This is a genomic window from Veillonella sp. 3891 (genome assembly GCF_003992315.1).
Classification (GTDB): domain Bacteria; phylum Bacillota; class Negativicutes; order Veillonellales; family Veillonellaceae; genus F0422.
Map to the genome: position 1 here is coordinate 102,137 of NZ_RQVE01000004.1, position 26,598 is coordinate 128,734.

General features: G+C 40.4%; 29 protein-coding genes. 27 read left to right on the top strand and 2 right to left on the bottom strand.

The annotated features are described in order from the left end of the window. Complete coding sequence (locus EO118_RS03420; RefSeq protein ID WP_127068642.1) at positions 1–768, top strand: dihydroorotate dehydrogenase electron transfer subunit; 768 nt, start codon at positions 1–3, stop codon at positions 766–768. Next, entirely contained in the window at positions 768–1,694 is a 927-nt protein-coding gene (locus EO118_RS03425) for a dihydroorotate dehydrogenase (RefSeq protein ID WP_127068643.1), read from the top strand. The genes EO118_RS03420 and EO118_RS03425 overlap by 1 nt, the downstream gene beginning before the upstream one ends. Before the next feature lie 78 nt (positions 1,695–1,772). Here the strand turns inward: EO118_RS03425 and EO118_RS03430 are convergent, their stop codons facing one another. Continuing rightward, entirely contained in the window at positions 1,773–2,342 is a 570-nt protein-coding gene (locus tag EO118_RS03430) for an SHOCT domain-containing protein (RefSeq protein WP_127068644.1), read from the bottom strand. Positions 2,343–2,347: 5 nt separating this feature from the next. Further along, complete coding sequence (locus EO118_RS03435; RefSeq protein ID WP_127068645.1) at positions 2,348–2,860, bottom strand: DUF805 domain-containing protein; 513 nt, start codon at positions 2,858–2,860, stop codon at positions 2,348–2,350. A gap of 247 nt (positions 2,861–3,107) precedes the next feature. On the opposite strand from EO118_RS03435, the gene EO118_RS03440 reads away from it, so the two are divergent. The 25 genes from EO118_RS03440 (at position 3,108) to EO118_RS03560 (ending at position 26,578) form a co-directional block, all read left to right on the top strand. Continuing rightward, positions 3,108–3,608, top strand: coding sequence for a hypothetical protein (locus tag EO118_RS03440; RefSeq protein WP_127068646.1), 501 nt, complete (start codon positions 3,108–3,110; stop codon positions 3,606–3,608). Between the two features lie 29 nt (positions 3,609–3,637). Continuing rightward, positions 3,638–5,782 carry an outer membrane protein assembly factor gene (locus EO118_RS03445; protein ID WP_127068647.1) on the top strand — a complete coding sequence of 715 codons (2,145 nt, stop codon included), beginning with the start codon at positions 3,638–3,640 and terminating at the stop codon, positions 5,780–5,782. A gap of 39 nt (positions 5,783–5,821) precedes the next feature. Next, entirely contained in the window at positions 5,822–7,054 is a 1,233-nt protein-coding gene (locus tag EO118_RS03450) for a hypothetical protein (RefSeq protein ID WP_127068648.1), read from the top strand. Between the two features lie 20 nt (positions 7,055–7,074). Further along, positions 7,075–7,554 carry an OmpH family outer membrane protein gene (locus EO118_RS03455; protein WP_127068649.1) on the top strand — a complete coding sequence of 160 codons (480 nt, stop codon included), beginning with the start codon at positions 7,075–7,077 and terminating at the stop codon, positions 7,552–7,554. 12 nt (positions 7,555–7,566) lie between these two features. Then, positions 7,567–8,547, top strand: a complete 981-nt coding sequence (locus EO118_RS03460; protein ID WP_127068650.1) for a hypothetical protein — start codon at positions 7,567–7,569, stop codon at positions 8,545–8,547. A gap of 12 nt (positions 8,548–8,559) precedes the next feature. Next, positions 8,560–9,009, top strand: a complete 450-nt coding sequence (locus tag EO118_RS03465; RefSeq protein ID WP_127068651.1) for an OmpH family outer membrane protein — start codon at positions 8,560–8,562, stop codon at positions 9,007–9,009. 30 nt (positions 9,010–9,039) lie between these two features. After that, positions 9,040–10,071 carry a UDP-3-O-(3-hydroxymyristoyl)glucosamine N-acyltransferase gene (lpxD, locus tag EO118_RS03470; RefSeq protein ID WP_127068652.1) on the top strand — a complete coding sequence of 344 codons (1,032 nt, stop codon included), beginning with the start codon at positions 9,040–9,042 and terminating at the stop codon, positions 10,069–10,071. 8 nt (positions 10,072–10,079) lie between these two features. After that, positions 10,080–10,991 (top strand): lysophospholipid acyltransferase family protein, encoded by a 912-nt coding sequence (locus EO118_RS03475; protein WP_240626884.1) that lies wholly within the window; start codon positions 10,080–10,082, stop codon positions 10,989–10,991. A 16-nt stretch (positions 10,992–11,007) separates the two neighbouring features. Next, complete coding sequence (gene lpxC / locus EO118_RS03480) at positions 11,008–11,838, top strand: UDP-3-O-acyl-N-acetylglucosamine deacetylase (RefSeq protein WP_127068654.1); 831 nt, start codon at positions 11,008–11,010, stop codon at positions 11,836–11,838. A 1-nt stretch (position 11,839) separates the two neighbouring features. Beyond that, positions 11,840–12,274: a 3-hydroxyacyl-ACP dehydratase FabZ gene (gene fabZ, locus EO118_RS03485; RefSeq protein ID WP_009353694.1), complete on the top strand. Its 435-nt coding sequence runs from the start codon at positions 11,840–11,842 to the stop codon at positions 12,272–12,274. Between the two features lie 26 nt (positions 12,275–12,300). Continuing rightward, entirely contained in the window at positions 12,301–13,113 is an 813-nt protein-coding gene (lpxA, locus tag EO118_RS03490; protein ID WP_127068655.1) for an acyl-ACP--UDP-N-acetylglucosamine O-acyltransferase, read from the top strand. Positions 13,114–13,256: 143 nt separating this feature from the next. Next, on the top strand, positions 13,257–14,081 hold the full coding sequence (locus tag EO118_RS03495) for an LpxI family protein (RefSeq protein ID WP_127068656.1): 825 nt from the start codon (positions 13,257–13,259) through the stop codon (positions 14,079–14,081). 2 nt (positions 14,082–14,083) lie between these two features. Then, positions 14,084–15,220, top strand: coding sequence for a lipid-A-disaccharide synthase (gene lpxB / locus EO118_RS03500; RefSeq protein ID WP_127068657.1), 1,137 nt, complete (start codon positions 14,084–14,086; stop codon positions 15,218–15,220). Next, positions 15,221–16,948 (top strand): lipid A export permease/ATP-binding protein MsbA, encoded by a 1,728-nt coding sequence (gene msbA, locus EO118_RS03505; RefSeq protein ID WP_127068658.1) that lies wholly within the window; start codon positions 15,221–15,223, stop codon positions 16,946–16,948. It begins immediately after the preceding gene. A gap of 3 nt (positions 16,949–16,951) precedes the next feature. Beyond that, a complete protein-coding gene (locus EO118_RS03510; RefSeq protein WP_127068659.1) occupies positions 16,952–18,256 on the top strand; it encodes a 3-deoxy-D-manno-octulosonic acid transferase in 1,305 nt (434 codons plus the stop codon). A 61-nt stretch (positions 18,257–18,317) separates the two neighbouring features. Further along, positions 18,318–19,445, top strand: coding sequence for a tetraacyldisaccharide 4'-kinase (gene lpxK / locus EO118_RS03515; protein WP_127068660.1), 1,128 nt, complete (start codon positions 18,318–18,320; stop codon positions 19,443–19,445). A 1-nt stretch (position 19,446) separates the two neighbouring features. Next, positions 19,447–20,178 carry a 3-deoxy-manno-octulosonate cytidylyltransferase gene (gene kdsB / locus EO118_RS03520; RefSeq protein WP_127068661.1) on the top strand — a complete coding sequence of 244 codons (732 nt, stop codon included), beginning with the start codon at positions 19,447–19,449 and terminating at the stop codon, positions 20,176–20,178. Between the two features lie 26 nt (positions 20,179–20,204). After that, entirely contained in the window at positions 20,205–21,023 is an 819-nt protein-coding gene (kdsA, locus tag EO118_RS03525; RefSeq protein ID WP_127068662.1) for a 3-deoxy-8-phosphooctulonate synthase, read from the top strand. A gap of 27 nt (positions 21,024–21,050) precedes the next feature. After that, on the top strand, positions 21,051–22,022 hold the full coding sequence (locus EO118_RS03530; RefSeq protein ID WP_127068663.1) for an SIS domain-containing protein: 972 nt from the start codon (positions 21,051–21,053) through the stop codon (positions 22,020–22,022). After that, positions 22,022–22,543: an HAD family hydrolase gene (locus tag EO118_RS03535; protein ID WP_127068664.1), complete on the top strand. Its 522-nt coding sequence runs from the start codon at positions 22,022–22,024 to the stop codon at positions 22,541–22,543. The genes EO118_RS03530 and EO118_RS03535 overlap by 1 nt, the downstream gene beginning before the upstream one ends. A gap of 13 nt (positions 22,544–22,556) precedes the next feature. Next, positions 22,557–23,486, top strand: coding sequence for a lysophospholipid acyltransferase family protein (locus EO118_RS03540; RefSeq protein ID WP_127068665.1), 930 nt, complete (start codon positions 22,557–22,559; stop codon positions 23,484–23,486). Continuing rightward, on the top strand, positions 23,473–24,003 hold the full coding sequence (gene lptC / locus EO118_RS03545; protein WP_127068666.1) for an LPS export ABC transporter periplasmic protein LptC: 531 nt from the start codon (positions 23,473–23,475) through the stop codon (positions 24,001–24,003). Before EO118_RS03540 ends, lptC begins: the two co-directional genes overlap by 14 nt. A gap of 11 nt (positions 24,004–24,014) precedes the next feature. Beyond that, a complete protein-coding gene (locus EO118_RS03550; protein ID WP_127068667.1) occupies positions 24,015–24,749 on the top strand; it encodes an LptA/OstA family protein in 735 nt (244 codons plus the stop codon). 9 nt (positions 24,750–24,758) lie between these two features. After that, entirely contained in the window at positions 24,759–25,478 is a 720-nt protein-coding gene (gene lptB / locus EO118_RS03555) for an LPS export ABC transporter ATP-binding protein (protein ID WP_127068668.1), read from the top strand. 8 nt (positions 25,479–25,486) lie between these two features. Next, positions 25,487–26,578 carry an LptF/LptG family permease gene (locus tag EO118_RS03560; RefSeq protein WP_127068669.1) on the top strand — a complete coding sequence of 364 codons (1,092 nt, stop codon included), beginning with the start codon at positions 25,487–25,489 and terminating at the stop codon, positions 26,576–26,578. The last annotated feature ends 20 nt before the right edge of the window (positions 26,579–26,598 follow it).

Genomic DNA, 26,598 nt, shown 5'->3' on the forward strand with positions numbered 1-26,598 from the left:
ATGAGTGGATATATAGAAATGGGTCGAGTGATTCATAACACCCAAATAGGCAGTGATGTATGGAGAATGTCCGTATATGCACCAAAACAAGCAAAAGAGGCACAACTAGGACAGTTTTGTAATGTTCGCGTTACAGGGGGCACAGCTCCCTTGTTGCGCCGACCTATCAGCTATGCAGGATTTGATGCGAAGGCAGGTACTATCGACTTATTGTATCGTGTGGTAGGTAAAGGCACTGAACTAATGACCAAACTACAAGAAGGGGATACTTTAGATTGCTTGGGACCATTAGGTCAAGCGTTTACCACTGCAGACCGCATGTTACTCGTTGGTGGTGGTGTTGGAATTGCGCCCATGCTATGTATCGCTGATCGGTTACAACCAGGCCAAGAGGCGCATGTGATATTGGGTTTCCGCAATGCAAGCGAATCTTTCTGGGCAGACTTGTTCAAAGATAGTCCTGTGACTGTTCATATCACCACGGATGATGGATCGTTAGGAACTAAAGGGTATCCTACGACTGTGATGGAAACACTTATGAAAGAAGAACAGTTTGATGCGGTTTTAACATGTGGCCCTACGCCGATGATGAAAGGTGTGGCTGCTGTTGCGCAACAAATGAATGTACCATGCCAAGTGTCTTTAGAGGAACGCATGGGTTGTGGTACTGGCGGTTGCGTAGGCTGTGCTTGCCAAGGTAAAAGTGGTACACGGTATAAAGTATGTAAAGATGGCCCTGTGTTCCCTGCTGAGGAGGTGTTTTTCTAATGGCTACTGTAGATCCTAAATTAGCTGTAGAGTTCTGTGGTATTTCTATGAAAAATCCTATCGTAGCAGCGTCGGGCACCTTTGGGTTCGTATTGGAATACGATGGATATTTAGATCTCAATACAGAGGTGGGGGCGATTTCTGTAAAAGGTTTAACACCTACAGCTCGACCTGGTAATGCGGGCGTTCGCATTGCGGAAACGCCATCTGGAGTATTGAACTGTATTGGATTAGAAAATCCAGGAGCAGAAGCTTTCGTAGCTGATATATTGCCAAATTTAAAACATTATGATGTACCAATTTTTGCCAATATCTCTGGTAATACACTAGAAGAATACGAATTTATGGCAAAAACATTGACTGTTGAAGGTGTAGCAGCTTTAGAGGTCAACATTAGTTGCCCTAATGTCAAATGCGGAGGTATGGCATTTGGTGTGCAGGCGGAGAGTGCTGCTGCTGTATGTAAAGCAGTAAAAGCGAATACAGATTTACCGGTGATTATGAAATTATCACCCAATGTCACAGACATCGTAGAAATTGCTCGCGCTGTGGAAGCAGCAGGGGCAGATGGTATTAGCATGATTAATACCCTATTAGGGATGTCTGTAGACTTACGGACTCGCAAACCATTGTTGGGGAATATATATGGTGGTTTATCTGGTCCAGCTGTGAAGCCAGTGGCATTGCGCTTAACACATCAAGTGGCACAAGCCATTGATATCCCTATCATGGGGGGCGGTGGCATCATGACTGGTGAAGATGCTCTAGAATTTATGCTAGTAGGAGCTGACATCGTGTCTGTGGGGACGGCAACGATGGTAGATCCACGAGCTATTGGCATCATCGCTAGTGAAATGAGTGCTTACTGTGAAAGCCAACACATCGACCATGTGTCGAACCTAGTTGGTGGCATTATTATGCCGTAAAAGAGAAGAGAATATTGAATGACACATAGAAAAGGACTGTTCCAGTGAAAGCGACACTGGGAACAGTCCTTTTAATGTTTAGATTTTGTTAAGTAATTCTTCTTTTTTCTGTTGAAATTCTTCGTCAGTAATGGCTTCTATATCGAGAAGTTCTTTTAATTGTTTGATGCGAAGAATGGGGTCATCCTGAGTGGGCACTACATCAGATGTATTGATAGCATCATCAGATGTATCCTCTACTTCAATAGTAGTAGTTTCCACTGGAGGACCTGCGTCAATGGCAGCTTTTACGGCTGCTGTGTTCACCCATAAGCCACGTTGCTGTTGATCGTAATCGTAAGCTACGGTGCCACGAGATTCAATCCAAGCTTGTAAATTTTCATTGACTAAGTTGGTAAGAACATCGAGGGTGGCAAGGCAAGTATCTCGACCTTGAATGAGTAAGACACGATGGGTGCGACTCACCTCTTTGTTATCGATATGGTCGATGTCTGTATCGTAAAACTTGGCACGTGTACCATAGCGACCACGATAGGTGAAGAGTCCAGTTTCTGTATTGTAAGTAATTTTAACTTGCAATGTATGACCGCCAGGGGCGTAGCTGATGATATGGTCTGGGGTCTGAGTGAACCAGTCGAAGAATCCCATAGTGACTATCCTTTCTTACTTTTACTAGGCCAACGTGTAGGAGAACCGTAACGGTTGTTTCCAGTAGAACCAGGGAAACAGGCTAGGAATCCATGAAGGATATAGACGATAATAAGATGTAAAATGTATATATTTTTTAATGGGATGTACAGGTTTGTACATAGTATATACATGCCCAATAAGATACCAATAAAGCGACCAGGCAATCCGATATCGTTGAGACGACGGATGTACAAGGTATAATAGAAAGGTAACAATATAATATAACCTGCATAGGCCAATGCTTTGATAGCAAAATAGGCAGGTAAAATAACTACTACAGTTAATAGTTGTTGGATAAACATATTAAAGATATGCATGGAAGCAGATAAAAATAATATGCCTATGATAAATTGAAAGCGATTGATACGTCCAGATGTACTTAGCACATCATGGCTGTGTGGTTCAATTTTGAGTATAAGAAATAGGGAGACTAAACCCACAAGGAATGAAATCCCCACATTAATTAGTATGTCCATAAGGAACCTCCTTATATGCTATGAATAAGTATAGCATAGATTACAATATCTGGCGAACTATGGTGAAATAGAATCGTATTGAAAGAGATTCTTCATTAAAATCTTAAAAAAGTAGAGTACTATATAGAAAGTTAGTAGAAAAAAATAGGCAAAATAGCGGTTCATTGGTATAATAGTAAAGATAGTAAAAAAATGGTTCACTTTTTTCTTTCTAACTACGATTATATAGTTATGAAAGGAGGGACGTATGGAACCTGTAACAACACCTATGGAAAAACGCATTCGCATGGTTCGTGCTTGGTTAGATGCAGCAGCTACATCGTATGCTAACAAAGGAAGTGTGAAAGGAAACTTTCACCTGTTCCTAGCACAAGCAGAGATGAAACAGATGAATGAAGGCAAACCTTCTATTGTGTCTTATGCACAACGAGCTGTTTTAGCTATTGCACTAGTAGGAATCATAGGGGCAACACATTGGTGGCTATCACAACATGAAACAGGGAATACCGCGAACACTCCTGTCATTGACACGCAGGTGGAAGTACAACCAAGTAAGGTCATTACTCCAGTGGTTGTAAAAGAATCACCACCTGTAGAACAATCAGAAACGAAGGTAGTGGAAACCGTGGAAAAACAAGAACATGTGGTGACTACGCGACCAACTGTGGAGGTAACACCAGAGCCCTCTATTAGTTCAAAAGACATGTTACATGCAGTGCAAGCTGGTGGACGTATTTTGCGAGATTAGCACCTTTTATATTCTAAGGAGGAACATATATGAAGGGAAACCTATCTTATAAGAAATTTTTAACCTTTGCTGTCCTAGCAGCAATCAGTGCCACTCCAGTGTTTGCTGATAATGCTACGACAACTGAAAGTGGCAAAACAATTGCTAAATTGTCCATGGCGGACTTAGGAAAGCAAAATACTACGCGCCAAGAAGCAGTAGCCTCTGGTGATGCTGCCACAGAAGCAGCCATCGCAGCAGCTCGTGAAGGCTTATCAGAAGCGGCACAACGTGATGCAATCGAAGAACAACGTAAACGCGTGGATAACTCTTCCTTAGCTACAAATGATAAAGAAGTTAAAACCATCACGAAAGCCGGTGGTGATAAATTAGAAGAAGCGCAAGCAGCAGGTGTGGAAACAGCGATTCCTCAAGTACAAGCTCGTTATTTCACATCCTTAACAGAAGCAGAATTACAAAAATATGTAGGTAAAACGATCACTCATATTTCTATTGAAGGTCTTGATCAAGCAAATCAACCAGCATTCCTATCCTTGTTGCAAGGTAAAATTGGGGATGTTGTGACCGTAGAGGGAATCTCTAAAGAGATTGCTAACTTAGGTGGTTCCGGCGTTCTTTCAGAAATTACACCAGTGTTCACGGAAGTACCAGAAGGTGTGAAAGTAGCCTACCATGTGACATTAAATCCAGTGATTAAAGGTGTGTCTGTAGAAGGTAATACAGTGTACAAAACAGATGTATTGGTGAACTACTTAGGTGTGCAACCAAACACGGTATTAAATACAATTTCCGTAGGGGAAAAAGTACAAGGTATTAATGCTGCGTACCAACGTGATGGTTATATCTTAGCTCATGTGAAAGACATGGCAGTAGATGATAATGGTGTGTTACATGTATCTGTAGTAGAAGGCATTGTAGAACGCATTACTCCACATGGTAATAAGAAAACAAAAAATCGAGTGATTACTCGTGAATTTAACCAAAAAGTGGGTCAACCATTCAATAAATTCTTAGTACGTCGTTCTGTAGAAAAAGTGTATAACTTAGGTTTCTTCGATGATGTAAACGTACGTTTAACACAAGGCTCTACAGATGAAATGGTAAACATTGAAGTGGACGTATTGGAACATAAAACAGGCACCATCACATTAGGTGCTGGTTACTCTGGTTCTGATGGATTTGTAGGTATCGTAGAAGTAGGGGAAGATAACTTGCGTGGTACTGGTGACAAAATTAAAGTTCACTGGGAATTCGGCGGTAAAGCAGGGTCTAAAAACTACTCTGTATCCTACTTACGTCCATGGATTGATAATAAAGGTACATCCCTTGGTGTAACATACTTTAATCAATTGAATGAATACACTGATTATAATGAAAAAGGGCAATCTGTAGCTACTTATGATCGTAAATCTAATGGATTTAATATTTCCTTAGGTCGTCAAACAGCTGAGTTTACTCGTGATTATGTAACACTAGAACATCGCAAAGATAAATATATTTGGGATAATAAAGATTCCAGTGGATTCCGTTATGATACAGATGTAAAAGGAGGTCCTGGCTCAGGACATCGTTGGAATAACTATGGTTATCCATTCTTATCCTCTGGATATTTAAAACACAACTTCGGTACAACAAACAGCGTAAGCTGGCAAAAAGTATTCGACTCCCGTGATAATGTATACGAACCAAGTCGTGGTAAACGTTTATCTAGTACATTACAATGGGGTGGTCATGGCTTAGGCGGTGACTTTAACTTCTATAAATTTACTGGCGAAGCGAGAACGTACAAAAAAGTAGGTAATAAACAAGTATTGGCGTTCCGTGGCCGTATCGGTTGGGCTGTTGGTGATTTACCATATAGCCAATTATATACAATTGGTGGTTCTGATTCTCTTCGTGCTTATGAAGATGATCAATACCGTGGTAAGAAAATGTACAACTTTACAGCGGAATATCGTTTCCCAATTTGGAACAAAGTAAGCGGAGCCCTATTCACAGACTTAGGTGATGCATGGGATGCACCAAATGTACCTTGGTTCAAACATTCTAAAACATTCAATGCTTCCGTCGGTGCCGGCGTGCGTGTGACAACACCAATTGGTCCAGTACGTATCGACTATGGTATTGGTAAAAATCAGAAGAAATTCCACTTCAGCTTTGGTGGACAATTCTAATTCATGACGATGCAAAAATGGATAGGAGGGGCTCTTGTAATGGCAACATTAGGGATTCCCTCTGTCTATGGTGCTCCTGTTCAGACGGTGCATGTGGACCTGCACAGTACAACAGGAACGATTCCAAAAGCCTTGGAATCGCGTATGGTTGCCAGCATTCAAGGCGCGGCTACCTATATGTACCAAGGGAAAGAAGATTTTCAAATTAGAGACTCTCTTGAGGCCTATGAAAAAGCAACGATGGATGTGGTGGATCGAATCCTCTATGGATATACGGTGAAAACTATTTCTATGGATGTGGGCGAAGCTTTACATATTCATCTTGCCTTAGAGCCCTATGGAAAGGTAGTACAATCTCTGGAAACTACGGTGAACTATGGTAACATATCTCCTTATGGACGGTCGTTGATAGACGCCGATTTAGGGAATGTAAGGCCTCGGTTAGAACAAATGCTTTTAGGGGCATCACTGGATTCACTAGATTGGATTACACCATTGGTGCAAAAGTCGGTGCGTAGTGACCTAGAAGGTTCTCTTCCTGAATTTACTCCACAAATTGATGTGGTAGGAGGAGACACTGCGAAAGCGACAGTGTATTTAGTTCCTAATGGAAACAGCGTAAGTCGTACGGCGGTGACGATTCAATCGAATACATTACCGAGCGTGTTCTTCTATACTATGCGTCAATATTATGAAAAGAAATTGCGTCAATTAGAAGGTCTGCCAGTCTCTTTTGTGAGACGTCATCAAATGATGATAGAAAAAGAGATACAAGGTGAACTTAATAAAAGTCGTGGTGTTACACAGTTCGGTGTGACTATGATTCCAACTTTGGAAGTGGGTTCAGAGACGACTTTATCAATTCATGTAGATTCCTCTAAGTATATTCTTCGTGGAGAAGGCTATTTGGATATGGGGCGTGGCGTTGATTCTGTGGGATTACGTTTGTATACGGGGGTTCATGATGGGCCTCATGACTGGTATGTGGAAACGGAGTTTTTGCCGAATCGTTTGGAATGGTCCTTTAAGCCATCTTATGGGTACCAATTCACGAAAGATACAAAGATAGGGTATCAATATGGATTGCCTAATCATCACCAGTATGGAATTGTGCAACAAACTATTGGGAACCGTTGGAATACAAGATATGAAAGAGATATAACGGCAAAAACAAATGAATTTGCTCTTTCCTATGATGTACATGAATATTTACGATTAGAATATGTATGGGGTGACCATGATCGATGGTTGCGCCTGATAGGACGAATATAAAGAAAGAAGGTAGATACACTATGATGCGTTTATTGAACAATAAAAAGAATGTAAAAACAGTGTCCATCATTGTTGGCGTTCTTTTTGTTATCAGTGTGGGCGCTTTGGCGTACACACAGATGGCAGGGCATGGTGGTTCTAATGCGATTAGTAACATTGGCGTCATCGATATGCAACGAATTGTAGAAAGCAATCCGAACTTAGTGCAAGATGCACAACAAGAATATGCAGCGTATAACGAAGAATTGCAAAAAGAATTTAACGAAAAATCCGCTAATTTAGACGAAGCAGGTAAGGCAAAATTATCTGATGAACTTCGTCAAAAATTGCAAGATAAGCAACAAACAATTCAAGATAATCTTAAAAAACGTGTAGATGAAGCATCTAAAACAGTGGCAGATGGTAAAGGTCTTAGTGTTGTGTTGAGCCGCGAATCTGTGTTGTTTGGTGGTACTGATATTACAGAACAAGTAAGCAAAAAATTAGCAGAAACTAAATAAGGTAACATCCAAATGGGAAAAGGACCTATCTTCGCTTTCATAGGTATGCTAGTATGTGCTGTGGGCATTGGTGGATATTATGGACATCAGCAATCGAAGGCAATAGAGGAACCACGAATTGGGGTTGTACGATTGCAAGAAGTGGTGGAAAGACATCCAAACTTTCACAATTATGATGAGCAAAAGAAGGAATTGTTGCGATTAGAGGCACAGCGAGATAGAGAAGATGAACTTCTCAAGTCTAAGTTAGGTGCTGAAGTAAACAAATCGGAAGAACATCTAAAACAGTTAGAGTCAAATTTAACGGAAAGTTTGAATCGTGAGTTACAAACTAAAATTGCCCTACGTGAAGCTGAATTAAATCAAGAGTTAGCCGCTAAGCAACGGGCATTGATTGAAGAATATCGAAAAGCCTACAAAGTAGAACCTAGTGAAGCAGATATAGAAATTGTGAATTTACAATTATGGTTAACAACTGAAATGAAGGTAAAACCGATTGATGATACGCAACGTCAACGTTGGGATACGCAAAAACGTGAGAAAGAACGGCGTTTATCAGAACTATTGGCACAGCGTAGTCATGGTCTAAGCGGTTCCGACCAATGGAAAGACATTGAATCGAAAGTGGCGGCAGCTATGGCACCCGCTCGTGCAGAAGCACAAGAAAAGTTAAGTGCTTATGCGACAGAACAGGCTAACGCTTTAGATGCACAGAGGGACCGCTCCATGAAAGGTTTAGTGGACTCTCAGCAGGAAGTACTAGCAAAAGTTCGTCATGATGGTACCACATTGTGGGATGCAGAGTGGGAACAAAGATTGGCGCAAAAACGAGATGAAGTACAAGCCCTACATGATGCCATTCTAGAAGATATTCGAGTTCGTGCAGGTGTTCTGGCGAGAGCAAAACAACTAGATTTGGTGGTAGTGGACCATATTACGGATCGTACTGGTATGGATTTGACAGATGAAATCATTCAATCGTATGGACAATAAAGGAGTAAAGTGATGAAATCAATGTGGAAACGTATGGCTACAGGAGCTATGATGGTATGTGCATTAGGATTGGTTGCTGGTTGTGGCACCACAGATAAAGTAGGTGTGGTAAACACTGAAAAATTAGTGCAAGAAAGCCAAAAAGCAAAAGATATCAATAAAGAAATGGAAGCGAAACAAAAAGAAGTAACTGATCGTTTAGCTCAAGTGCAAGGTACACAAACAGAAGACCAATTCCACCAAACACAAATGAATGCACAACAAGAATTGCAAATCTTTGGTCAAGCAAAGGGTAAAGAGTTCAAAGCCTATGTGGAATCTAATATCCAAGCGGTAGCGAAAGAAAAAGAATTGACTGTAGTAGCAAATGATCAAGCCATTGTAACGGGTGGTATTGATATTACAGAAGATGTGCTTAAAAAGATGAATGAAGGCGCTTCTTCCGCAGAAACTAGTAAATAATAAGAGAGTGAAAAGTAAGGAGGCTTCAGCGTGAAGTTTTCAGTAGAAGACCTAGCCAAACTGGTTGAGGGTACCGTATATGGTGATGGTTCTATTAGTATTGAAGAAGCCCGTAGTTTAGATCAAGGGGCAGAACATGCTATTAGTTTTGCTATCGGCGATTATAGAGAGTTCGCAAAAGATAGTAAAGCAGGAGCATTGTTAGTGGATGCAAAAATTGAAGATTGTACGATTCCTCAAATCGTAGTGTCCAATGCAAAAGCTGCCTTTGCTAAATTGTTAGAAGTGTTCCATCCTCCTGTGGTATTTCCAGAGGGGATTCATGAAACGGCTATTATTGGTAAAAACGTAACAATTGGTAAGAATGTAAAAATTGGACCCTATTGTGTAGTTTACGATAATGCCATCATTGGTGATAATGTCACATTACACGCCTATGTATATATTGGACATAATGTACGTATTGGCGAAGGTACCACAATCTATGCAAGTTCTATTGTGCATGAAAACTGTATTTTAGGAAAACGAGTTGTGTTACGGGCTAATGCAGTCATTGGTGGAGAAGGCTTTGGCTTTGCCACTGAAAATGGCAAGCACACACATATCCCACAAGTGGGTAATGTGATTCTAGAAGATGATGTGGAAGTAGGCTCTTGCTCTTGTATCGACAATGCTACAATGGGCTCTACTTTGGTGCGCCGTGGTACAAAGATAGACAACTTAGTTCACCTAGGCCATAATGTGGAAATTGGTGAAGACTGCTTCTTGATTGCTCAAGTCGGTATCGCTGGTAGTACAAAATGTGGTAATCATGTTATCTTTGCTGGTCAAACTGGCTGCACGGGACATATTACGATTGGTGATAATGTTACCTTTGCCGGTAAAACGGGCATCACAGGTAATGTGCCATCCAATGGATTATATGCAGGTTTCCCAATGCGACCACACAAAGAATGGTTGAAATTAGCGGCTTATGAAAGTCGATTGCCAGATATGGTAAAACAGTTGAAAGCATTAGAAAAAGAAGTAGCTGCTTTGCAAGCTAAATTAGAAGATAAATAGGTGTACTTATGTTATATACCTGTATGAAAGTATTAAGTGCTATCCTATGTGCCTTGCCGTATCGAGTACAATATGGTATTGGATATCTCTTAGGACAATTAGGGTGGCTCTTCACACCAAGCAATCGAAAACGATTGGCCATAGGACAAATCTTGTTTTGCCGTATTACAGATGATCCTCTAGAGGCGAAACGAATAGCCAAAGCTAGTGTGACTCGATTTGGTCGTATGATCGTGGATGTGCTTCGGTATCCTGAAATTAAAGATGGCAAGTACAAAGAGATGTTCACTATGGAAGGTCGTGAATATCTAGAATCTGCCAAAGAAGATGGAAAAGGTGCTATTATTATCGCTCTCCATAGTGGAAACTGGGAATTACTAGGAGGCATTTTAGCATCGGAAGGCTATCCTTTGATTTCAGTAGCCATGCAACAACAAGGTGATGCGGACAAATTTATCAATGAATATCGTGAGCTTATGCAACAACATGTCACCTATAAAACAGGGGTTCGTGAAATGGTGAAAGAATTGCAACAAGGTTCTTTCATTGGTCTTATCATGGACCAAGATCCAGGAGATAAAGGTCAGTTAGTGCCGTTTTTCGGCTACGAAACATTGACTCCTGTAGGACCAGCAGCGATGGCTCGTATGCAAGAGGTGCCGATTATTCCAATTACCATTCGTTTTAATGAATATACTGAAAAACACGAAATTACAGTACATCCTCCTGTATATGCAGAAAAAACAGAGGATCGTAAACGTGATATTGCTGTTACATTGACGATGCTCAATGAATGGTTAGAAGATTATATTAGACGCTATCCAGAAGATTGGTTCTGGCTCCATAACCGTTGGAAATGGACACGGCGCTTTTATGGTGATACTATAGAAGTACCACCAGATGTAATGAATCAAAAATAATAGAAGGGAGGTCCTCATGAAACAACAAACAATTAGCAAAGCCATTAGTTATGAAGGGGCTGGCTTGCATAGTGGATTGCCTGTACAAATGCGCATTTTACCAAGTGAGCCGAATACAGGGATTACCTTTGTACGTACAGACTTGCCAGGTACGCCTTCTGTAAAAGCAGATATCCGTAATGTAACGAATACGATGCGTGCTACTACATTAGAAAATGGTGAGGCTAAAGTATTTACGGTAGAACATATTTTAGCAGCTTTCTATGGTATGGCTATCGATAATTGCGTAATTGAATTAAACTCACCAGAACCTCCGATAGCAGATGGTGGGTCAGCCACATTTGTACAGCTTATCAAAGAGGCTGGTATTGTAGAACAAGAGGCAGACCGTCATGTGTACGTTGTGAAACAATCCCATGGTATCTATGAAGAAGATAAATTTATCATCATTCGTCCTTATGATGGATTCCGAGTGACTTTCACAAGTATTAATAGTCATCCCATGCTAGGTACACAACATGCGGATTATGAAATTAATCCCGATGTGTTTGCCACAGAGATTGCGCCAGCTAGAACGATTGGTTTCACAAAAGAAATCGAACAATTGCAGGCGATGGGATTGGCAAAAGGCGGATCTACAGAGAATGTGATTGTTTATGATGATACAACTTGTTTATCAGAACTTAATTTCCCTGACGAATTAGTGCGCCATAAAATTTTAGATATATTAGGCGATTTATTTTTAGTAGGTCATTTAAAAGGCCATATTATTGCTGTAAAATCAAGTCATAATTTAAACTCACGATTAAGTCGAGAAATTTTAAAAGAAATGCAAGAGGAGGCATAACATGATTCTTACAATTGAAGAGATTATGGAAATTCTACCACACCGTTATCCATTTTTATTGGTAGATCGTATTATTGAAATGGAACCAATGAAACGTGCGGTAGGTCTTAAAAACTGTACATTCAATGAACCACATTTCATGGGTCACTTTCCAGGTAATCCTGTGATGCCAGGCGTATTGATTACAGAAGCGATTGCTCAAGTTGGTGGGATTGCACTCTTGTATCCTGAAGAAAATCGTGGTTTAACGCCAATGTTTACAGGTATTGATAAAGTGCGTTTCCGTCACCCTGTAAAACCTGGTGACCAAGTACGTATCGAAGCTGATGTAGTAAAAATCAAAGGCCGTATGGGTAAAGTGGAAGGCCGTGCGTATGTTGGTGATAAATTGGTGGCAAGTGGTGAGTACATGTTCGCCTTAGTGAAGCCAGAATAACTTTCAAAATATAAGGAGTGACACAGATGATCGTAGTTGGCATGGAAAATGCAACATCTGAAATTCATAGTACTGCAGTCATACATCCGGATGCAAAAATTGGTAAAAATGTTATTATTGGTCCTGGTGCAGTCATTGGAGAACATGTTGAAATCGGAGATGGTACTAAAATCGGTGCTAATGTAGTGATTGGTGGCTGGACAACGATTGGTAAAAATAATGAATTTTTCCCAGGTTGTGCTATCGGTTTAGAACCTCAAGATTTAAAATTTAAAGGTGAAAAAAGTTATTGCATCATTGGCGATAATACAGTAGTTCGAGAATTCGTAACTATTAGTCGTGCCACAGGGGAAGGTGAAGAAACGCGAATTGGCAACAATTGCTTGTTCCAAGCGTGTACTCATGTAGCGCATAACTGTATCGTTGGCAATAATGTAATTATGAGTAACTGTGCAGGTCTTGCAGGTCACGTAATCGTAGAAGATAGGGTTGTTATCGGTGGCATCGCAGGGGTCCATCAATTTGTAAAAATTGGACGCAATGCTATGGTAGGTGGTATGGCGAAAGTTGTACAAGATATCCCTCCTTATGTGATTGCGGATGGACAGCCAGCACATGTCATCGGACTGAACTCGGTGGGTCTTGCACGTGCGGGTGTATCTGAAGAAGTACGTCGTGAATTGAAGAAAGCATTCCGTATTATTTATCGTAGTGGTTATAGTTTATCTAAAGCCATTGAAGAAATGGAATTAAATTTAACATCCTCTGTTGAGATTGAACATATGCTACGTTTCTTGCGTAATGCAGATCGTGGTATCATGCGTGTACGCAGAGATTAATTAGAAATTAAAATACATGGTGAAGGTATATGACATATGCTTTTGCCATGTATTTTTTGTTGTGAACTTTCATGCCATTTGTCTCCTTTATGTGATATAATATAGATTAGGATTTTTATAATTAAAAGTTAGTGGGAGGCGTTATGGTGAAAGTAGGATTGATTGCAGGAATTGGAAATCTGCCAGTTGAATTTATGCGAGCAGCTCAACATGAAGGCTATGAAGTTGTGGTCATATCTGTTGTGACAAATGGTGCTCCTGAATTGCAAGCAGAGGCCGATGCATACTACCAAATCAGCGTCTTTAAATCAGATACAGTGATTAAAACGTTCCTCAAAGAAGGTGTCACTGATGTAACGATGTTAGGTAAAGTGACAAAGGAACATCTCTATAAAAAGATAACAACCATTCCAGATATGCGTACCATTAAATTATTGAATCGTTTGCGTAATCGTAAAGATGATACGATCATGTTGGCCATCGTGGATGAATTAGAAAAAGAAGGTCTATCTGTAGCAGATCAAACAAAATACATGCGTTCTCTTATGCCTCCGGTGGGTGTGATGACAACTCGAAAACCAACAGAGGTGGAGCAACTAGATATTGAGTTTGGCTTTACCTTAGCCAAACAAATGGGAGCTCTCGATATTGGTCAAACTGTAGTAGTGAAAGAACAAGCAGCGATGGCCATTGAAGCTATTGAAGGAACAGATGAGTGTATCAAACGAGGCGGGGCCTTGGGGCGTGAAGGTGCTGTGGTGGTAAAAACTGCAAAACCTAATCAAGATGTACGTTTCGATGTTCCTGCAGTAGGTATGAAGACCTTAGAATCTATGATTAGCAGTAACTGTAAGGTGTTAGCTATGGAAGCAAAACGGACGATTTTTGTGGAACAAGAAGCGGTGCTGCAAAAAGCAAATGAATTAGGGATCGTAATCTGTGCCGTAGAAGGGCCGGATGAGGAGTAAACATGAAGATTATGTTTTCTGCTGGTGAAGCATCAGGAGATACGCACGGCGCCAGTGTGGCGAAGGCTTTATTGGAGAAATATCCGGAAGCACAGCTATTTGGTATGGGCGGAGATTTGATGAAACAAGCTGGTGTGGATATTATTTATGATATTCAGAAACTAGGGTTTATCGGCATCGTTGAAATACTAAAACATTTACCTACCTTTTTTAAACTTCGCAGTTTCTTAAAAGAAGCTATGCTACGAGAAAAGCCAGATGTGTTGGTGTGTATTGACTATCCAGGTTTTAACATGAAGCTAGCTAAGGTGGCAAAAGAATTACATATCCCTGTGGTGTACTACATTGCGCCAACCATTTGGGCTTGGAATAAAGGCCGAGGTAAAGATATCGCCAAAACAGTAACAAAAGTAGCCTCTATTTTTCCTTTTGAAGCGGAGGCATATCGTGAATTTGGCGTAGATGTGGAATTTGTAGGAAATCCTTTAGTAGATATTGTACATCCTACCATGTCCTATGAATCAGCTCTTGCTCATTTCGGTGCAGATACAACAAGTCGCAATATTCTCTTGATGCCAGGCAGTCGCAAACAAGAAGTAGAAGGCTTATTACCTACCATGTTAGCAGCGGCTGAACGGTTATATGAGAATCACAAAGATTTGAAGTTCTTCCTACCACGAGCACATACCATACCAAAAGAAGATATTGATAGAATATTACAAGCTTATTCTGTGCCAGTTACTGTTACAGAAGGTCATAACTATGATTTAATGCAGATTTGTACAGCTTGTATTGCGGCATCTGGAACGGCGACCTTGGAAACAGCATTAATGAATGTACCTACAGTGTTGATTTATAAAGTGGCATCTGTCACGTATGGAATCGGTAAACTATTGGTTAAAATTGACCATATTGGATTACCTAATATTATGGCAAAACGGCGTATTATTCCTGAACTATTACAAGGGGAAGTAACGCCAGAAAATGTAGAACGAGAACTAGCTAATATCTTAGATAATGAGGCGGTATATACGCAGATGAAAGCTGATTTAGCACAAGTGAAAGTAGAATTAGGGGCACCGGGAGCGGTGCAACGTGTAGCTGATGTCATTGCATCAGTAGCAATGAAGGAGGCATAAATGAATCGTTATAAACAACTATTGGCGTTTGTACTGCCATATAGAATGCGACTCATCTTGGGGATCTTTTGCATGATTGCCGCTGCCATGGGATATTTAGTAGTACCATGGTTAATCCGAAATGTAGTGGATGGAGTATTGCAAGATAAAGACTTAGGCTTATTAACGTTAATTGTTGTCGCCATCTTAATCATTTTCTTGCTACGTGGATTTGCTACATATGGGCAAAACTATACGATGGCTTATGTAGGGCAAAGAGTAGTTATCGACATTCGTGAAACCTTATTTAAGCATTTACAAAAGTTAGACCAAGCTTATTTTGACCGCCGTAAAACAGGGGTTATTATGAGTAATGTTACGAGTGATGTAGGTGCTTTGCAACAAGCTATTGTGGATAACCTTATATCCTTTATGACAGAAGGGGTTACCTTAGTAGGGTCCTTAGTATTCATGTTTTACTTGGACTGGAAACTATCCCTTTTAACATTGATTATTGTTCCTGTCGTGTTAGGATTAACCAATATATTTGGTAAAAAATTGCGCTCTGCAGGCCATGAGGTACAAGGTAGAACAGCAGATATTACGGCATTTTTACAAGAAGTTATCTCCGGTGTTCGTGTGATTCGTTCTTTTGCTCGTGAAACATATGAATTTAAGCGATTTGAACAAGAGAACCAAAATAACTTTGATGCTGCTATGAAAGCTACAAAATTAACCGCTGTCATGGGACCTATGGTGGAATTTGCAGCAGCCATTGCAGTAGTCATTATTTTATGGTATGGTGGATATTCTGTAGTACAAGGTTATATTACAGCAGGATCCTTGATTGCATTCTTAATTTATGCTATCAATCTATCTAACCCTGTGAAACGCTTAACTCAAGTGTACGGTAACTTGCAAAAAGCGATGGCAGCAGGAGATCGTGTCATTGATATTTTAGAAACAGAACCTCATGTGAAAGAATCAGTAACAGCAAAAGCATTAACGAATGTACAAGGAGATGTAGAGTTCGACAATGTACAATTTGCCTATGATGAGGATAATTTGGCATTAAAAGGGGTCAATTTAACAGTAAAACAAGGGCAAACTGTGGCGATTGTAGGACCTTCTGGAGCAGGTAAATCAACGATTGCCAATTTGTTACCACGTTTCTATGATGTGACGGGTGGCGCCATCCGCATTGATGGTGTAGATGTACGTGATGTAACATTTAGATCCTTACGAGAAAATATTGGTTTAGTACCACAAGATACGATGTTATTCAATGCATCTGTACGTGAAAATATCTTGTATGGACGCTTAGATGCGACGGAGCAAGAAATCATAGATGCAGCTAAAGCAGCAAATGCCTATGAATTTATTGAAAAATTACCAAATGGGTTTGATACGATAGTAGGCGAGCGAGGTAGCTCCTTGTCTGGCGGTCAACGTCAACGGATTGCTATTGCAAGGGCAATCTTGAAAAACCCTAGCATTTTAATTCTTGATGAGGCTACTTCAGCCTTAGATACTGAAAGTGAAAAAATTGTACAAGAAGCATTAGAACGATTAATGAAAAATAGAACGGCTTTGGTGATTGCTCATAGATTGAGTACCATTAAACATGCCGATCATATAGTGGTCTTACAACAAGGCTGTGTTGTAGAAGAAGGCACACATGATGAATTATTAGCGTTGAATGGCTTGTACAGTCATTTATATTCTGTTCAATTTGCCGGAAAAGGATAAACTATGTACTGGATATATAATATACTTCTCATTATCTATTGGATTGGCTTAATACCAGTTATTCTCTATCGATTAGCCTTTGAAGAAGGATTCTACGAGCGTATTAAACAAAGTGCGGGATTCATGCCGAGCACATTGATGAAAAAAATAGAAGGTAAACGTGCTATATGGTTACATGCAGCATCTGTGGGAGAAATTGTAGCTACCAGTCCTTTGGTGAAAGATATAAAAAAGAGCTTTCCTGAGGCAGTAGTAGTTGTATCTGTAGTTACCGCTACGGGTCATGCTATGGCACGACGTATCATACCAGAAGCAGAAGGGATTATTTTCTTTCCCTTGGATTTACCTTTCTTAACACGAAGAATTTTGAACATTATAAAACCTATTGCTATTTTGCTAGTAGAAACTGAAATTTGGCCAAATTTCCTTCGTATTGCGAAAGATGAAGAAATTCCAGTAATGATGGTTAATGGTCGTATTAGTGATCGCTCTATGTCACGATACATGCATATTAAGTCGTTTATGCGAGATATGCTGGGATCCATTGATCGATTCTGTATGCAATCAAAGTTGGATGCAGAATATATTTCTGTACTAGGTGCAAATGTGAAAGAAGTGACTGTCACAGGAAATACTAAGTACGATCAAACCTATGCGACGGTTACGGATGAAGAAAAAGAACAATTACAGCATGAATTTGGTTTTGGGCATAATCATCCTATCATTGTGGCAGGCAGCACCCATAAAGGGGAAGAAGATAAACTGTTTCAAGCTTTCAAGGAAATTTTACAATCATACCCGAATGCACGATTGCTCATAGCACCTCGCGAAATTATGCGCGGTAATGATGTAAAAGCATTATCTCAAAAATATGGGCTCAAAGCGATTTGTCGCAGTACCATGACAGAGCCTGTACATGAAGAAATTCCAGTCGTGATTTTGGATACCATTGGAGAATTAGGCCGCCTGTATAGTTTGGGTGATATCATTTTTGTGGGAGGCTCTTTAGTTAAAACGGGAGGGCACAATATTTTGGAACCAGCCGCTCATGGCAAGCCTATTATTGTGGGACCTCATATGTTTAATTTTAAGGAAATCTACAGCTTATTGAGTTCCCGCGGGGCGTGTACGATGGTACATGATGAAAGTGAACTGTTAGATGTGTTACAAACGTTGTGTGCGAACCAAACTATGCGAGAAGATATGAGTCGTCATTGCTTGGAAGTAGTCAGTGAAAATCGTGGTGCTACACAACGTAATACAGAGGAGCTACGACGTCTCTTTGAGCGGTTTCATATTGTTCCTTAATCAGTTCATCTTAGTTTTAATATCCTAGGCTATACTAGAGGGATACGGAGGAGGTTTACTCATGAAAGGAGAACAACTCTTTAAACATATCATCAGCGGGCAGATGCAAGGCTCATTAGGAGATGCTCTGCGTGGTGGTTTAGAAAAGGCTAGTAAGGTCTATGAAAGAGTCGTAGAATATCGCAATGAACGATATAACCATCCACATAGAGTGTTACATATGCCAGTGCCAGTCATTAGCATAGGAAATATTACAGTGGGGGGGACAGGTAAAACACCGATGGTGCGCTATGTGTGTGAAGTGTTAGATACAGACCAACATACAGTGAGTGTCTTAAGTCGTGGGTACAAAGCGGATAATAATAAAAAACCCATCGTCGTATCTAGACAAGGGACGGTAGATGTGTCTTCTTTTATCAGTGGTGATGAAGCGTGGTTGTTAGCAAAAACATTACCTAATGCGAATGTCATTATTGGTTCTAAGCGCGTGGAGTCTGCGAAAATTGCCGTAGAAGATATGCACTCCGATGTACTTGTATTAGATGATGGCTTTCAACATCGAGCATTGGGCCGTGATGCAGACATTGTGTTGATCGATGCAAGTCACCCATTTGGCTATGGGGCGGTGTTACCAAGAGGTTTGTTACGAGAACCTTTGACGAACTTGAAGCGAGCTACTTACATGGTGTTAACGAAAACGAATCAAGTAGAACCAGAACAACTGGAAGCACTACGTGAGAAGATTCATTCCTTGGCACCTCTTGTTCCTGTAGCAGAAACCATTCATCAAACAGTGGGCTTTCAAACCTTGGAAGAATGGAGCCATAATGGGATGATTCATGACATTAGTAACTATGATGGGACTCCTTTATTAGCGATTAGCGGTATTGGACAACCTAGCTCTTTCATTTCTAATTTGAAAAGTTATGGATTCGCTGTACAGGATATGATGAGTTTTGGTGACCACCATGATTATAGTGAAGAGGATGTTGTGAAACTGTGGCAACATTGTTTTAAAACAGGGATTCAAGGCATTATTACAACGGAAAAAGATGCAGTGAAACTCTCTCAAGTACGGGCCATCCGTGATTTGAAGATTCCTGTCTATGTATTAGTGATTGGCATCGAATTTACCAAAGGTGAAGACGATTTTAAATCCTATGTGTTGCAAATAGCAAAGGGGAAATAATATGCGTATAGCTTGTATTATTCCAGCGCGCTATGGATCTACACGATTACCGGGTAAACCCTTAGCGATGATTGGTAATAAACCAATGATTCAACGGGTCTATGAGCAAGTGTCGAAAGCGACGGAAATTCATGAGGTCATTGTGGCTACTGATGATGAACGAGTCTATGATGCTGTCACCCAATTTGGTGGACAGGTGATGATGACAAGAACGGATCATTTGACCGGAACTGACCGATTAGCGGAAGTAGCAGCTGCAAGAACTGATATTGATGTGATCATTAATGTGCAAGGTGATGAGCCACTCATTGATGCTTCTGTTATCGATACATTGGCACGTCAATTTAAAGAAGACCCAACCCTACAAATGGGAACGGTAGGCTGTCCCTTATTAGAAGAAGAATACAATGAGCCTAGTGCTGTGAAAGTCATCGTGAATCGACTAGGGAATGCTATGTATTTTTCCAGATCTTTGATTCCTTACCCTAGACATGCATTTGTGGTCCCTCCACTCAAGCATGTAGGTATGTATGGATATAATCGGCAGTTCTTATTAACCTATGCTAAGATGGAACCGACACCAGCAGAATTAACTGAATCCTTAGAACAGTTACGAGCATTAGAAAATGGATATACCATCCGAGTGATTACTACAGACCAGCGTTTTGTGGGAGTAGATACACCAGAAGATTTAGAACGAGTGAATGAAATATTTCACCAATTAGAAGCATAAACGATTTCGTTTAGAGAGGAGATACAATGAAAACAGTACAAGTAGGCAACCTTACACTTGGTGGAGGTAAAGGCTTATTTCTATTGGCAGGTCCATGTGTAATTGAGGGCTATGAACGTACATTAGAGATTGGTCGTCGTGCGAAAGCAATTTGCGATAAAGTGGGTATTCCTTACGTATTCAAGGCATCTTTTGATAAAGCCAATCGCTCTAGCTATTCTTCCTTCCGTGGTCCAGGATTGGTAGAAGGTTTAGAGATTTTGAAAGCTATCAAAGAAGAGTTGCAAGTGCCGGTAGTGAGTGATATCCACGATATTACTCAAATTGATGCAGCTGCAGAAGTACTAGATATTCTTCAAATTCCAGCCTTTTTATGCCGCCAAACTGACTTGGTATACGGGGCAGCAGCGACTGGAAAATGCGTGAATGTGAAAAAAGGTCAATTCATGGCTCCTAAAGATATGAGCAATGTGTTGAAAAAAATGGAAGAATCTGGTAATCAAAATTTGATGCTTACAGAACGTGGTTTTAGTTTTGGCTATAACAACTTGGTTGTGGATATGAGATCTTTCCCAATTATGCGCTCTTTTGATTATCCAGTTATCTTTGATGCTACACATTCCGTACAACTACCAGGTGGGGCAGGTACAGCTTCTTCTGGACAACGTGAATTCGTGGCTAACTTAGCACGTGGTGCAGTAGCGAGTGGTGTGGATGGATTGTTCTTTGAAGTTCATGATAACCCAGAAGAAGCACTTTCAGATGGACCAAATATGTTATATTTAGATTCTTTAGAAGAATTATTAACTGATTTAGTGGCTATCGATAAAATCGTAAAAAAATAGTACAGATGTAAAGGATGCAGGTGAACTATGAAGATACTTGAACGAGCAGCACAGGTGCTCCAAGAAGAATCAAAAGCAGTGTTAGACTTAATTGAAACATTAGACCATCGTTTTGAAACGGCAGTAGAGTTAATCTTAGCCTCTAAAGGTCGCGTGGTCTGTACAGGTATGGGAAAATCTGGACATATTGCACGAAAAATTTCGGCTACATTAGCAAGTACTGGTACACCTGCATTATTTTTACACCCTGGTGAAGGGGTACATGGTGATTTAGGTATGGTTACATCTGATGATGTAGTACTAGCGTTCTCGAATAGTGGGGAAACTAGCGAAGTCATTAGTTTATTACCATCCTTGCGCCGAATAGGGGCTAAATTAATTTCTGTAGTGGGTAATCCAAGTTCTACATTGGGAAAAAACTCTGATGTAGTTTTGGTGGTATGCGTAGACAAAGAAGCATGCCCATTAGGATTAGCACCGACAAGTAGTACTACTGCGGCATTGGCATTAGGCGATGCCTTAGCAGTATGTTTGTTGGATCAACATAAATTTACTCCAGAAAATTTTGCTGTATTCCATCCAGGTGGTTCCTTAGGTCGCAAATTATTGCTAACCGTAGAAAATATTATGCATAGTGGAGATGATAATCCCATTATTCATAAAGGGGCCACTGTACAAGATGCCTTATTTGTAATGACCAACAAAGGGCTTGGAGCAGCAAATGTAGTAGATGAAGAAGGTAAGTTAATCGGTTTAGTAACAGATGGAGATATTCGTCGTGGCTTAGATTCTGGATGTAATTTCCTAGTATGGTCTGTGGAAGATATGATGACAAAATCACCTCGTACCATTACAAAGGATAAGCTGGCAGCAGAAGCGCTTCACATGATGGAGAAAAATCAACCTAGACCTATTACCGTATTACCAGTTGTTGGTCAAGATGGAACAAGTCTTGGCTTAGTACATATTACTGATTTGTTGCGAAGAGGCATTGTGTAATGGCAATACGTTGTTTAGCCTTAGATGTGGATGGTGTTCTTACGAAAGGTGAGATTGTCTATACATCTAGTGGAGAAGAAATCAAAGCATTTCATGCAAAAGATGGATTAGGATTAGCCTTAGCACACCGGATGGGATTGCAAACTGCAATTATTACGGGCCGCATCTCTCCTATGGTAGAGCGAAGGGCAAAAGAATTAAATATTTCTCATATCCAAATGGGAAGTCATAATAAGAGTGCAGGATTACAAGAACTTTTACATACATTGGATTTAGAGGCTCATGAAGTAGCCTATATGGGCGATGACCTCAATGATTTAGGCATTATGTCTAAGGTGGGGTTAGCTATGACACCACAAGATGGTGTATCAGAAATAAAAAAAGTAGCTCACCATATTTGCCAAGCCAAGGGTGGCGAGGGAGCTGTGCGTGAAGCAGTTGAGTATATTTTAAAACAAGAAGGACTTTGGGAGGATGCGGTGCGCTCATACCGTGAAGAATCTTACCAAGTAGGTCAGTAGAAAGGAGGCTTTCATGGCAGGAGAATGGCAATATACAGCATTAAAAACGATTAGTAAATTAGTTTGTGCATTACCCTATTCTACAATCTTATCCATTGGAGCATCTCTAGGACCTTTATATAGATTAGTAGGTAAAAAACAGGTCAAACGAGGATTACATAATCTGATGATTGGCCTTTCCATAGATGAAAAAGAAGCAGATGCCATATTAGGACGACTCTTTAAAAACTTGGGACGTTCTGTTATGGAAACACTATATATGCCTAATTTGACACCTGAGTTCATAAAAGAACATATTGAAATGCGAGGGCTAGAACACCTAGATGCAGCCGTGGCGGAAGATAAAGGTGTTGTGATTTTGACAGCCCACGTAGGCAATTGGGAATGGATGGGAGCGGCCCTAGCGGCGCATGGATATCCGTCCACAACGATTGTAAAAAAGCAACCAAATGCTCAATTCACACGATTGATGAATGAATACCGAGAAATGGTAGGGTTAGAAGTATTTGCTCGTGGTGGTTCCGAAATGAGAGGCGCTGCACAAGCGATGAAAGCGAAGAAGCTATTAGGTTTCTTGGCGGACCAAGACGGATGGTATACAGGATTGCCGGTGATGTTCTTAGGGCAAGAGTCATCAGCGGTGACGGGGCCAGCATCGTTTGCAAAAAAATTCAAAGCTCCTGTAGTACCAGTCTTTACATCCCGTAAAGAAAATGGTCATATTGTTCATATTTTGCCAGCACTTCATTATAAAGATACTGGTGATGTGGAGAAAGATATGTTCCGCCTCACGGAAGAAACAGTTAAGATAACAGAAGCGTTTATTAAAGAACATCCTGATGAATGGTTGTGGTTCCAACATCGTTGGAATACAAAAATTCATGAAATTACAGATATTGAACATAAACTACAAGTGAGGGAGGCTGTGCATGAAGAACAATAAAAAACTTCTTCTCACGATTGTGGTAGGGATATTAATTCTCTTAGGTTTTGGATACTTCCTATATGGTGGTACCGATACGACATCGGTGGGGCCATCGGGTAATTCCATTAGCTTTAATGGTACAGAACTGAAAGAAGAAAAAAATGGACAACTCATTTGGTCTGTAAAAGCTGAGAAAATCAGTCTGGACCAAACTACGAAAGTCATCACTTTAGAAAATGTAACGGGTACCTTTCATAAAGATGGAACGACGCTGACTGTGAAGGCTCCGAAAGGACTCGTATCTAAGGATCATGGACAGATTACTTTATCAGGAGGTATTGAGGCAACTTCTAGTACAGGTGCTAGTCTCCGAACGGAAGGATTAGAGTATACTAGTAAAGAGCAGCTATTTAAGTCTACCTCAAAGTTTACCTATACTGATGCGGATACCACATTAGAAGGTGATGCATTAGAAGGTGATATGATTTTGCAACAGGTGACAGCAAAAGGTCATGCTAAATTAATTCGCAAGTAGGAAGGATATTCATGAAATTACAACGTTTACTCATGGCAACCCTAATGGGAGGAGTCATGATGATTCCCGTATGGGCAGCAACAACGGATACCAATCCTGCGGGGAATGGATCCATAATGATTACTGCCGATCAGTTAACATATGACGGCATCAGTGGCCGTGCGGAAGCTAAAGGCAGTGTGGTCATTACAAAAGATGATAAAACTATGACAGGTGCCTCTGGTTGGTACAATACAAAAGGTGAAGAAGGATTTTTAACAGGCGGCGTGAGCATGATTGGTAACAATATGTCCATGGCGGCTAGTGAAGTACATGTCTTACATAATCACCAATTTGATGCCACAGGTAATGTACATCTACAGAAGGATGATCGTCAATTATTCGGTGATCAAGTGAATTATAATACAGAAACTGGATATGGCGAGATTATTGGACATGGACAATTAGTGATGGCAGATAATGTATTGACAGGCCAACATATTACAGCTTTTACTAATCAAATATCTGCGACGGCTAAAGGGAATGTAACTTTATCTAGCGCTAGTCGTAATGTCAATGCTACAGCAGATGAGGCGGTGTACACGCAAACTCCAAATCAGAATGATGGGGTAGCCTATTTAAAAGGTAATGCTAGGGCGGTTCAAAACGGGAATATTCTAGAAGCTCCAGAGTTAAAGATAGAACTTAGTGACAATAGTGCAGAAACGCTTGGTGGGCGTAGTACATTAATCATTACTCCAAAGTAAGGAGAGTTTATGTTTATTCAAACAAAGGATTTAGTGAAAACCTATAAATCAAGAAATGTAGTGGACAAAGTCAGTGTCCGTGTTGAAGAAGGCGAAATTGTAGGCTTGTTAGGTCCTAATGGTGCTGGAAAGACAACTACGTTTTATATGATTGTTGGTGTAGAAAAACCGACTTCAGGGAGTATCTGTATTGGCGATGTGGATGTGACCCACATGCCGATGTATAAGCGATCTGCCTATGGTATTGGATATTTGCCACAAGAGGCATCCATCTTCCGTAATTTAACAGTAGAAGATAATATCTTAGCCATGCTAGAAACCACCAATCTTTCTAAAGCAGAACAGAAGGATACAATGGAATCGTTATTAGAAGAATTTCATATCACTCACGTGCGTGACCGCTTGGGTATTCAGTTGTCTGGTGGCGAGCGCCGTCGTGTAGAAATTGCTAGAGCCATTGCTTTAAATCCTAAATTTATATTGCTGGATGAGCCTTTCGCAGGGGTTGACCCTATTGCAGTAGCAGATATTCAATCTATTATTCGCCATTTGAAAGATCGTGGTATTGGGGTACTCATTACAGACCATAATGTGCGTGAAACTTTGGGGATTGTAGATAAAGCGTATATCTTAAATAGCGGGACTATTTTATTAGAAGGCACTGCTGATGAAGTGGCTACTAGTGATGTGGCTCGTAAGTTTTACTTAGGTGATGATTTCCGAATGTAGGAGTGGGTATGAGAATTTTAGATAAATATATATTGAAAGCTTTCATAGGGCCATTCCTGTTTGGTATTTTTGCATTTACTAGTATCTTTATTGGTACGGGAACTCTATTTCGGATTGCTCAGTACATTACGGAATACGGAGCTAGTTTGTGGTCTGTGACCAGAGCTTTCTTACTAGCATTGCCGAATATCGTCATATTGACCTTCCCTATGTCTGTCCTATTAGGATCCTTGATGACATTTGGTCGATTAAGTGGTAGTAGCGAGATTATTGTCATGCGTGCAGGTGGTCAAAACTTCTTGCGTTTGGCTACACCAGTATATATTATGGCATTTTTAATTTCTCTGTGCTCTATTGGGTTCAATGAATATGTAGTACCAGCGGCGAACCATGCCTATCAAACGATTATCCGCGAGGAAATTATGAAGCGTGCTACACCGCAAACACAGGAACATATTGTGTTGAAAACCTTGGCAGACAAAAAGATTAATACTTTAATGTATGCTGGGAAATATGATAGCTCTACTAAACTGTTATCCGATATTACGGTGCAACAATTTACAGATGGACAAGTGACACAAATTGAACGTGCTAAAACAGCGAATTGGAATGGTCAGTACTGGATTATGCATGACGGTACTATTTATGATATCAATGCATCCGGTGAGGGTATTGATCGTACATTAAAGTTTGAAGAACAAGTATTGCCAATTACACAAGATCCTGATAAAATTAGTCGTTCACAACGCAAACCAGAAGAGATGACTATCAAAGAGATTAGACAGCAAATCAAAGCAATGGAAGCTACGGGTGGCAAGATTACAGAATGGCAAATGGAAATGTATCAACGATTTACTATTCCTGTGGCAAGTTTTATCTTTGCCTTAGTAGGGGCACCATTAGGCTTGCAGAAACAACGTTCTAGTTCGTCTATTGGATTCGGTATCTCAGTGCTAGTTATCTTTATTTACTATGGTGTTATGACACTGTCGGGCGCCTTAGGTAAAGGTGGCGCTATACCACCGTTATTAGCAGCTTGGATCCCGAATACATTAGGTGTGATAGCTGGTTTATATTTAAACTGGAGAGTATCTAAATAAATAAGAGAGTATAGGGGGTA

Coding starts and splice junctions, on each gene's coding strand:
- EO118_RS03475 (WP_240626884.1), top strand. CDS start 10,080: ATGTTATATACCTGTATGAAAGTATTAAGTGCTATCCTATGTGCCTTG.
- lpxA (WP_127068655.1), top strand. CDS start 12,301: ATGATCGTAGTTGGCATGGAAAATGCAACATCTGAAATTCATAGTACT.
- EO118_RS03495 (WP_127068656.1), top strand. CDS start 13,257: ATGGTGAAAGTAGGATTGATTGCAGGAATTGGAAATCTGCCAGTTGAA.
- EO118_RS03435 (WP_127068645.1), bottom strand. CDS start 2,860: ATGGACATACTAATTAATGTGGGGATTTCATTCCTTGTGGGTTTAGTC.
- EO118_RS03560 (WP_127068669.1), top strand. CDS start 25,487: ATGAGAATTTTAGATAAATATATATTGAAAGCTTTCATAGGGCCATTC.
- EO118_RS03465 (WP_127068651.1), top strand. CDS start 8,560: ATGAAATCAATGTGGAAACGTATGGCTACAGGAGCTATGATGGTATGT.
- EO118_RS03430 (WP_127068644.1), bottom strand. CDS start 2,342: ATGGGATTCTTCGACTGGTTCACTCAGACCCCAGACCATATCATCAGC.
- lptC (WP_127068666.1), top strand. CDS start 23,473: ATGAAGAACAATAAAAAACTTCTTCTCACGATTGTGGTAGGGATATTA.
- EO118_RS03445 (WP_127068647.1), top strand. CDS start 3,638: ATGAAGGGAAACCTATCTTATAAGAAATTTTTAACCTTTGCTGTCCTA.
- EO118_RS03450 (WP_127068648.1), top strand. CDS start 5,822: ATGGCAACATTAGGGATTCCCTCTGTCTATGGTGCTCCTGTTCAGACG.
- EO118_RS03460 (WP_127068650.1), top strand. CDS start 7,567: ATGGGAAAAGGACCTATCTTCGCTTTCATAGGTATGCTAGTATGTGCT.
- msbA (WP_127068658.1), top strand. CDS start 15,221: ATGAATCGTTATAAACAACTATTGGCGTTTGTACTGCCATATAGAATG.
- kdsB (WP_127068661.1), top strand. CDS start 19,447: ATGCGTATAGCTTGTATTATTCCAGCGCGCTATGGATCTACACGATTA.
- lpxC (WP_127068654.1), top strand. CDS start 11,008: ATGAAACAACAAACAATTAGCAAAGCCATTAGTTATGAAGGGGCTGGC.
- lptB (WP_127068668.1), top strand. CDS start 24,759: ATGTTTATTCAAACAAAGGATTTAGTGAAAACCTATAAATCAAGAAAT.
- EO118_RS03440 (WP_127068646.1), top strand. CDS start 3,108: ATGGAACCTGTAACAACACCTATGGAAAAACGCATTCGCATGGTTCGT.
- EO118_RS03535 (WP_127068664.1), top strand. CDS start 22,022: ATGGCAATACGTTGTTTAGCCTTAGATGTGGATGGTGTTCTTACGAAA.
- fabZ (WP_009353694.1), top strand. CDS start 11,840: ATGATTCTTACAATTGAAGAGATTATGGAAATTCTACCACACCGTTAT.
- kdsA (WP_127068662.1), top strand. CDS start 20,205: ATGAAAACAGTACAAGTAGGCAACCTTACACTTGGTGGAGGTAAAGGC.
- EO118_RS03425 (WP_127068643.1), top strand. CDS start 768: ATGGCTACTGTAGATCCTAAATTAGCTGTAGAGTTCTGTGGTATTTCT.
- EO118_RS03540 (WP_127068665.1), top strand. CDS start 22,557: ATGGCAGGAGAATGGCAATATACAGCATTAAAAACGATTAGTAAATTA.
- EO118_RS03550 (WP_127068667.1), top strand. CDS start 24,015: ATGAAATTACAACGTTTACTCATGGCAACCCTAATGGGAGGAGTCATG.
- EO118_RS03420 (WP_127068642.1), top strand. CDS start 1: ATGAGTGGATATATAGAAATGGGTCGAGTGATTCATAACACCCAAATA.
- lpxB (WP_127068657.1), top strand. CDS start 14,084: ATGAAGATTATGTTTTCTGCTGGTGAAGCATCAGGAGATACGCACGGC.
- lpxK (WP_127068660.1), top strand. CDS start 18,318: ATGAAAGGAGAACAACTCTTTAAACATATCATCAGCGGGCAGATGCAA.
- EO118_RS03455 (WP_127068649.1), top strand. CDS start 7,075: ATGATGCGTTTATTGAACAATAAAAAGAATGTAAAAACAGTGTCCATC.
- EO118_RS03510 (WP_127068659.1), top strand. CDS start 16,952: ATGTACTGGATATATAATATACTTCTCATTATCTATTGGATTGGCTTA.
- EO118_RS03530 (WP_127068663.1), top strand. CDS start 21,051: ATGAAGATACTTGAACGAGCAGCACAGGTGCTCCAAGAAGAATCAAAA.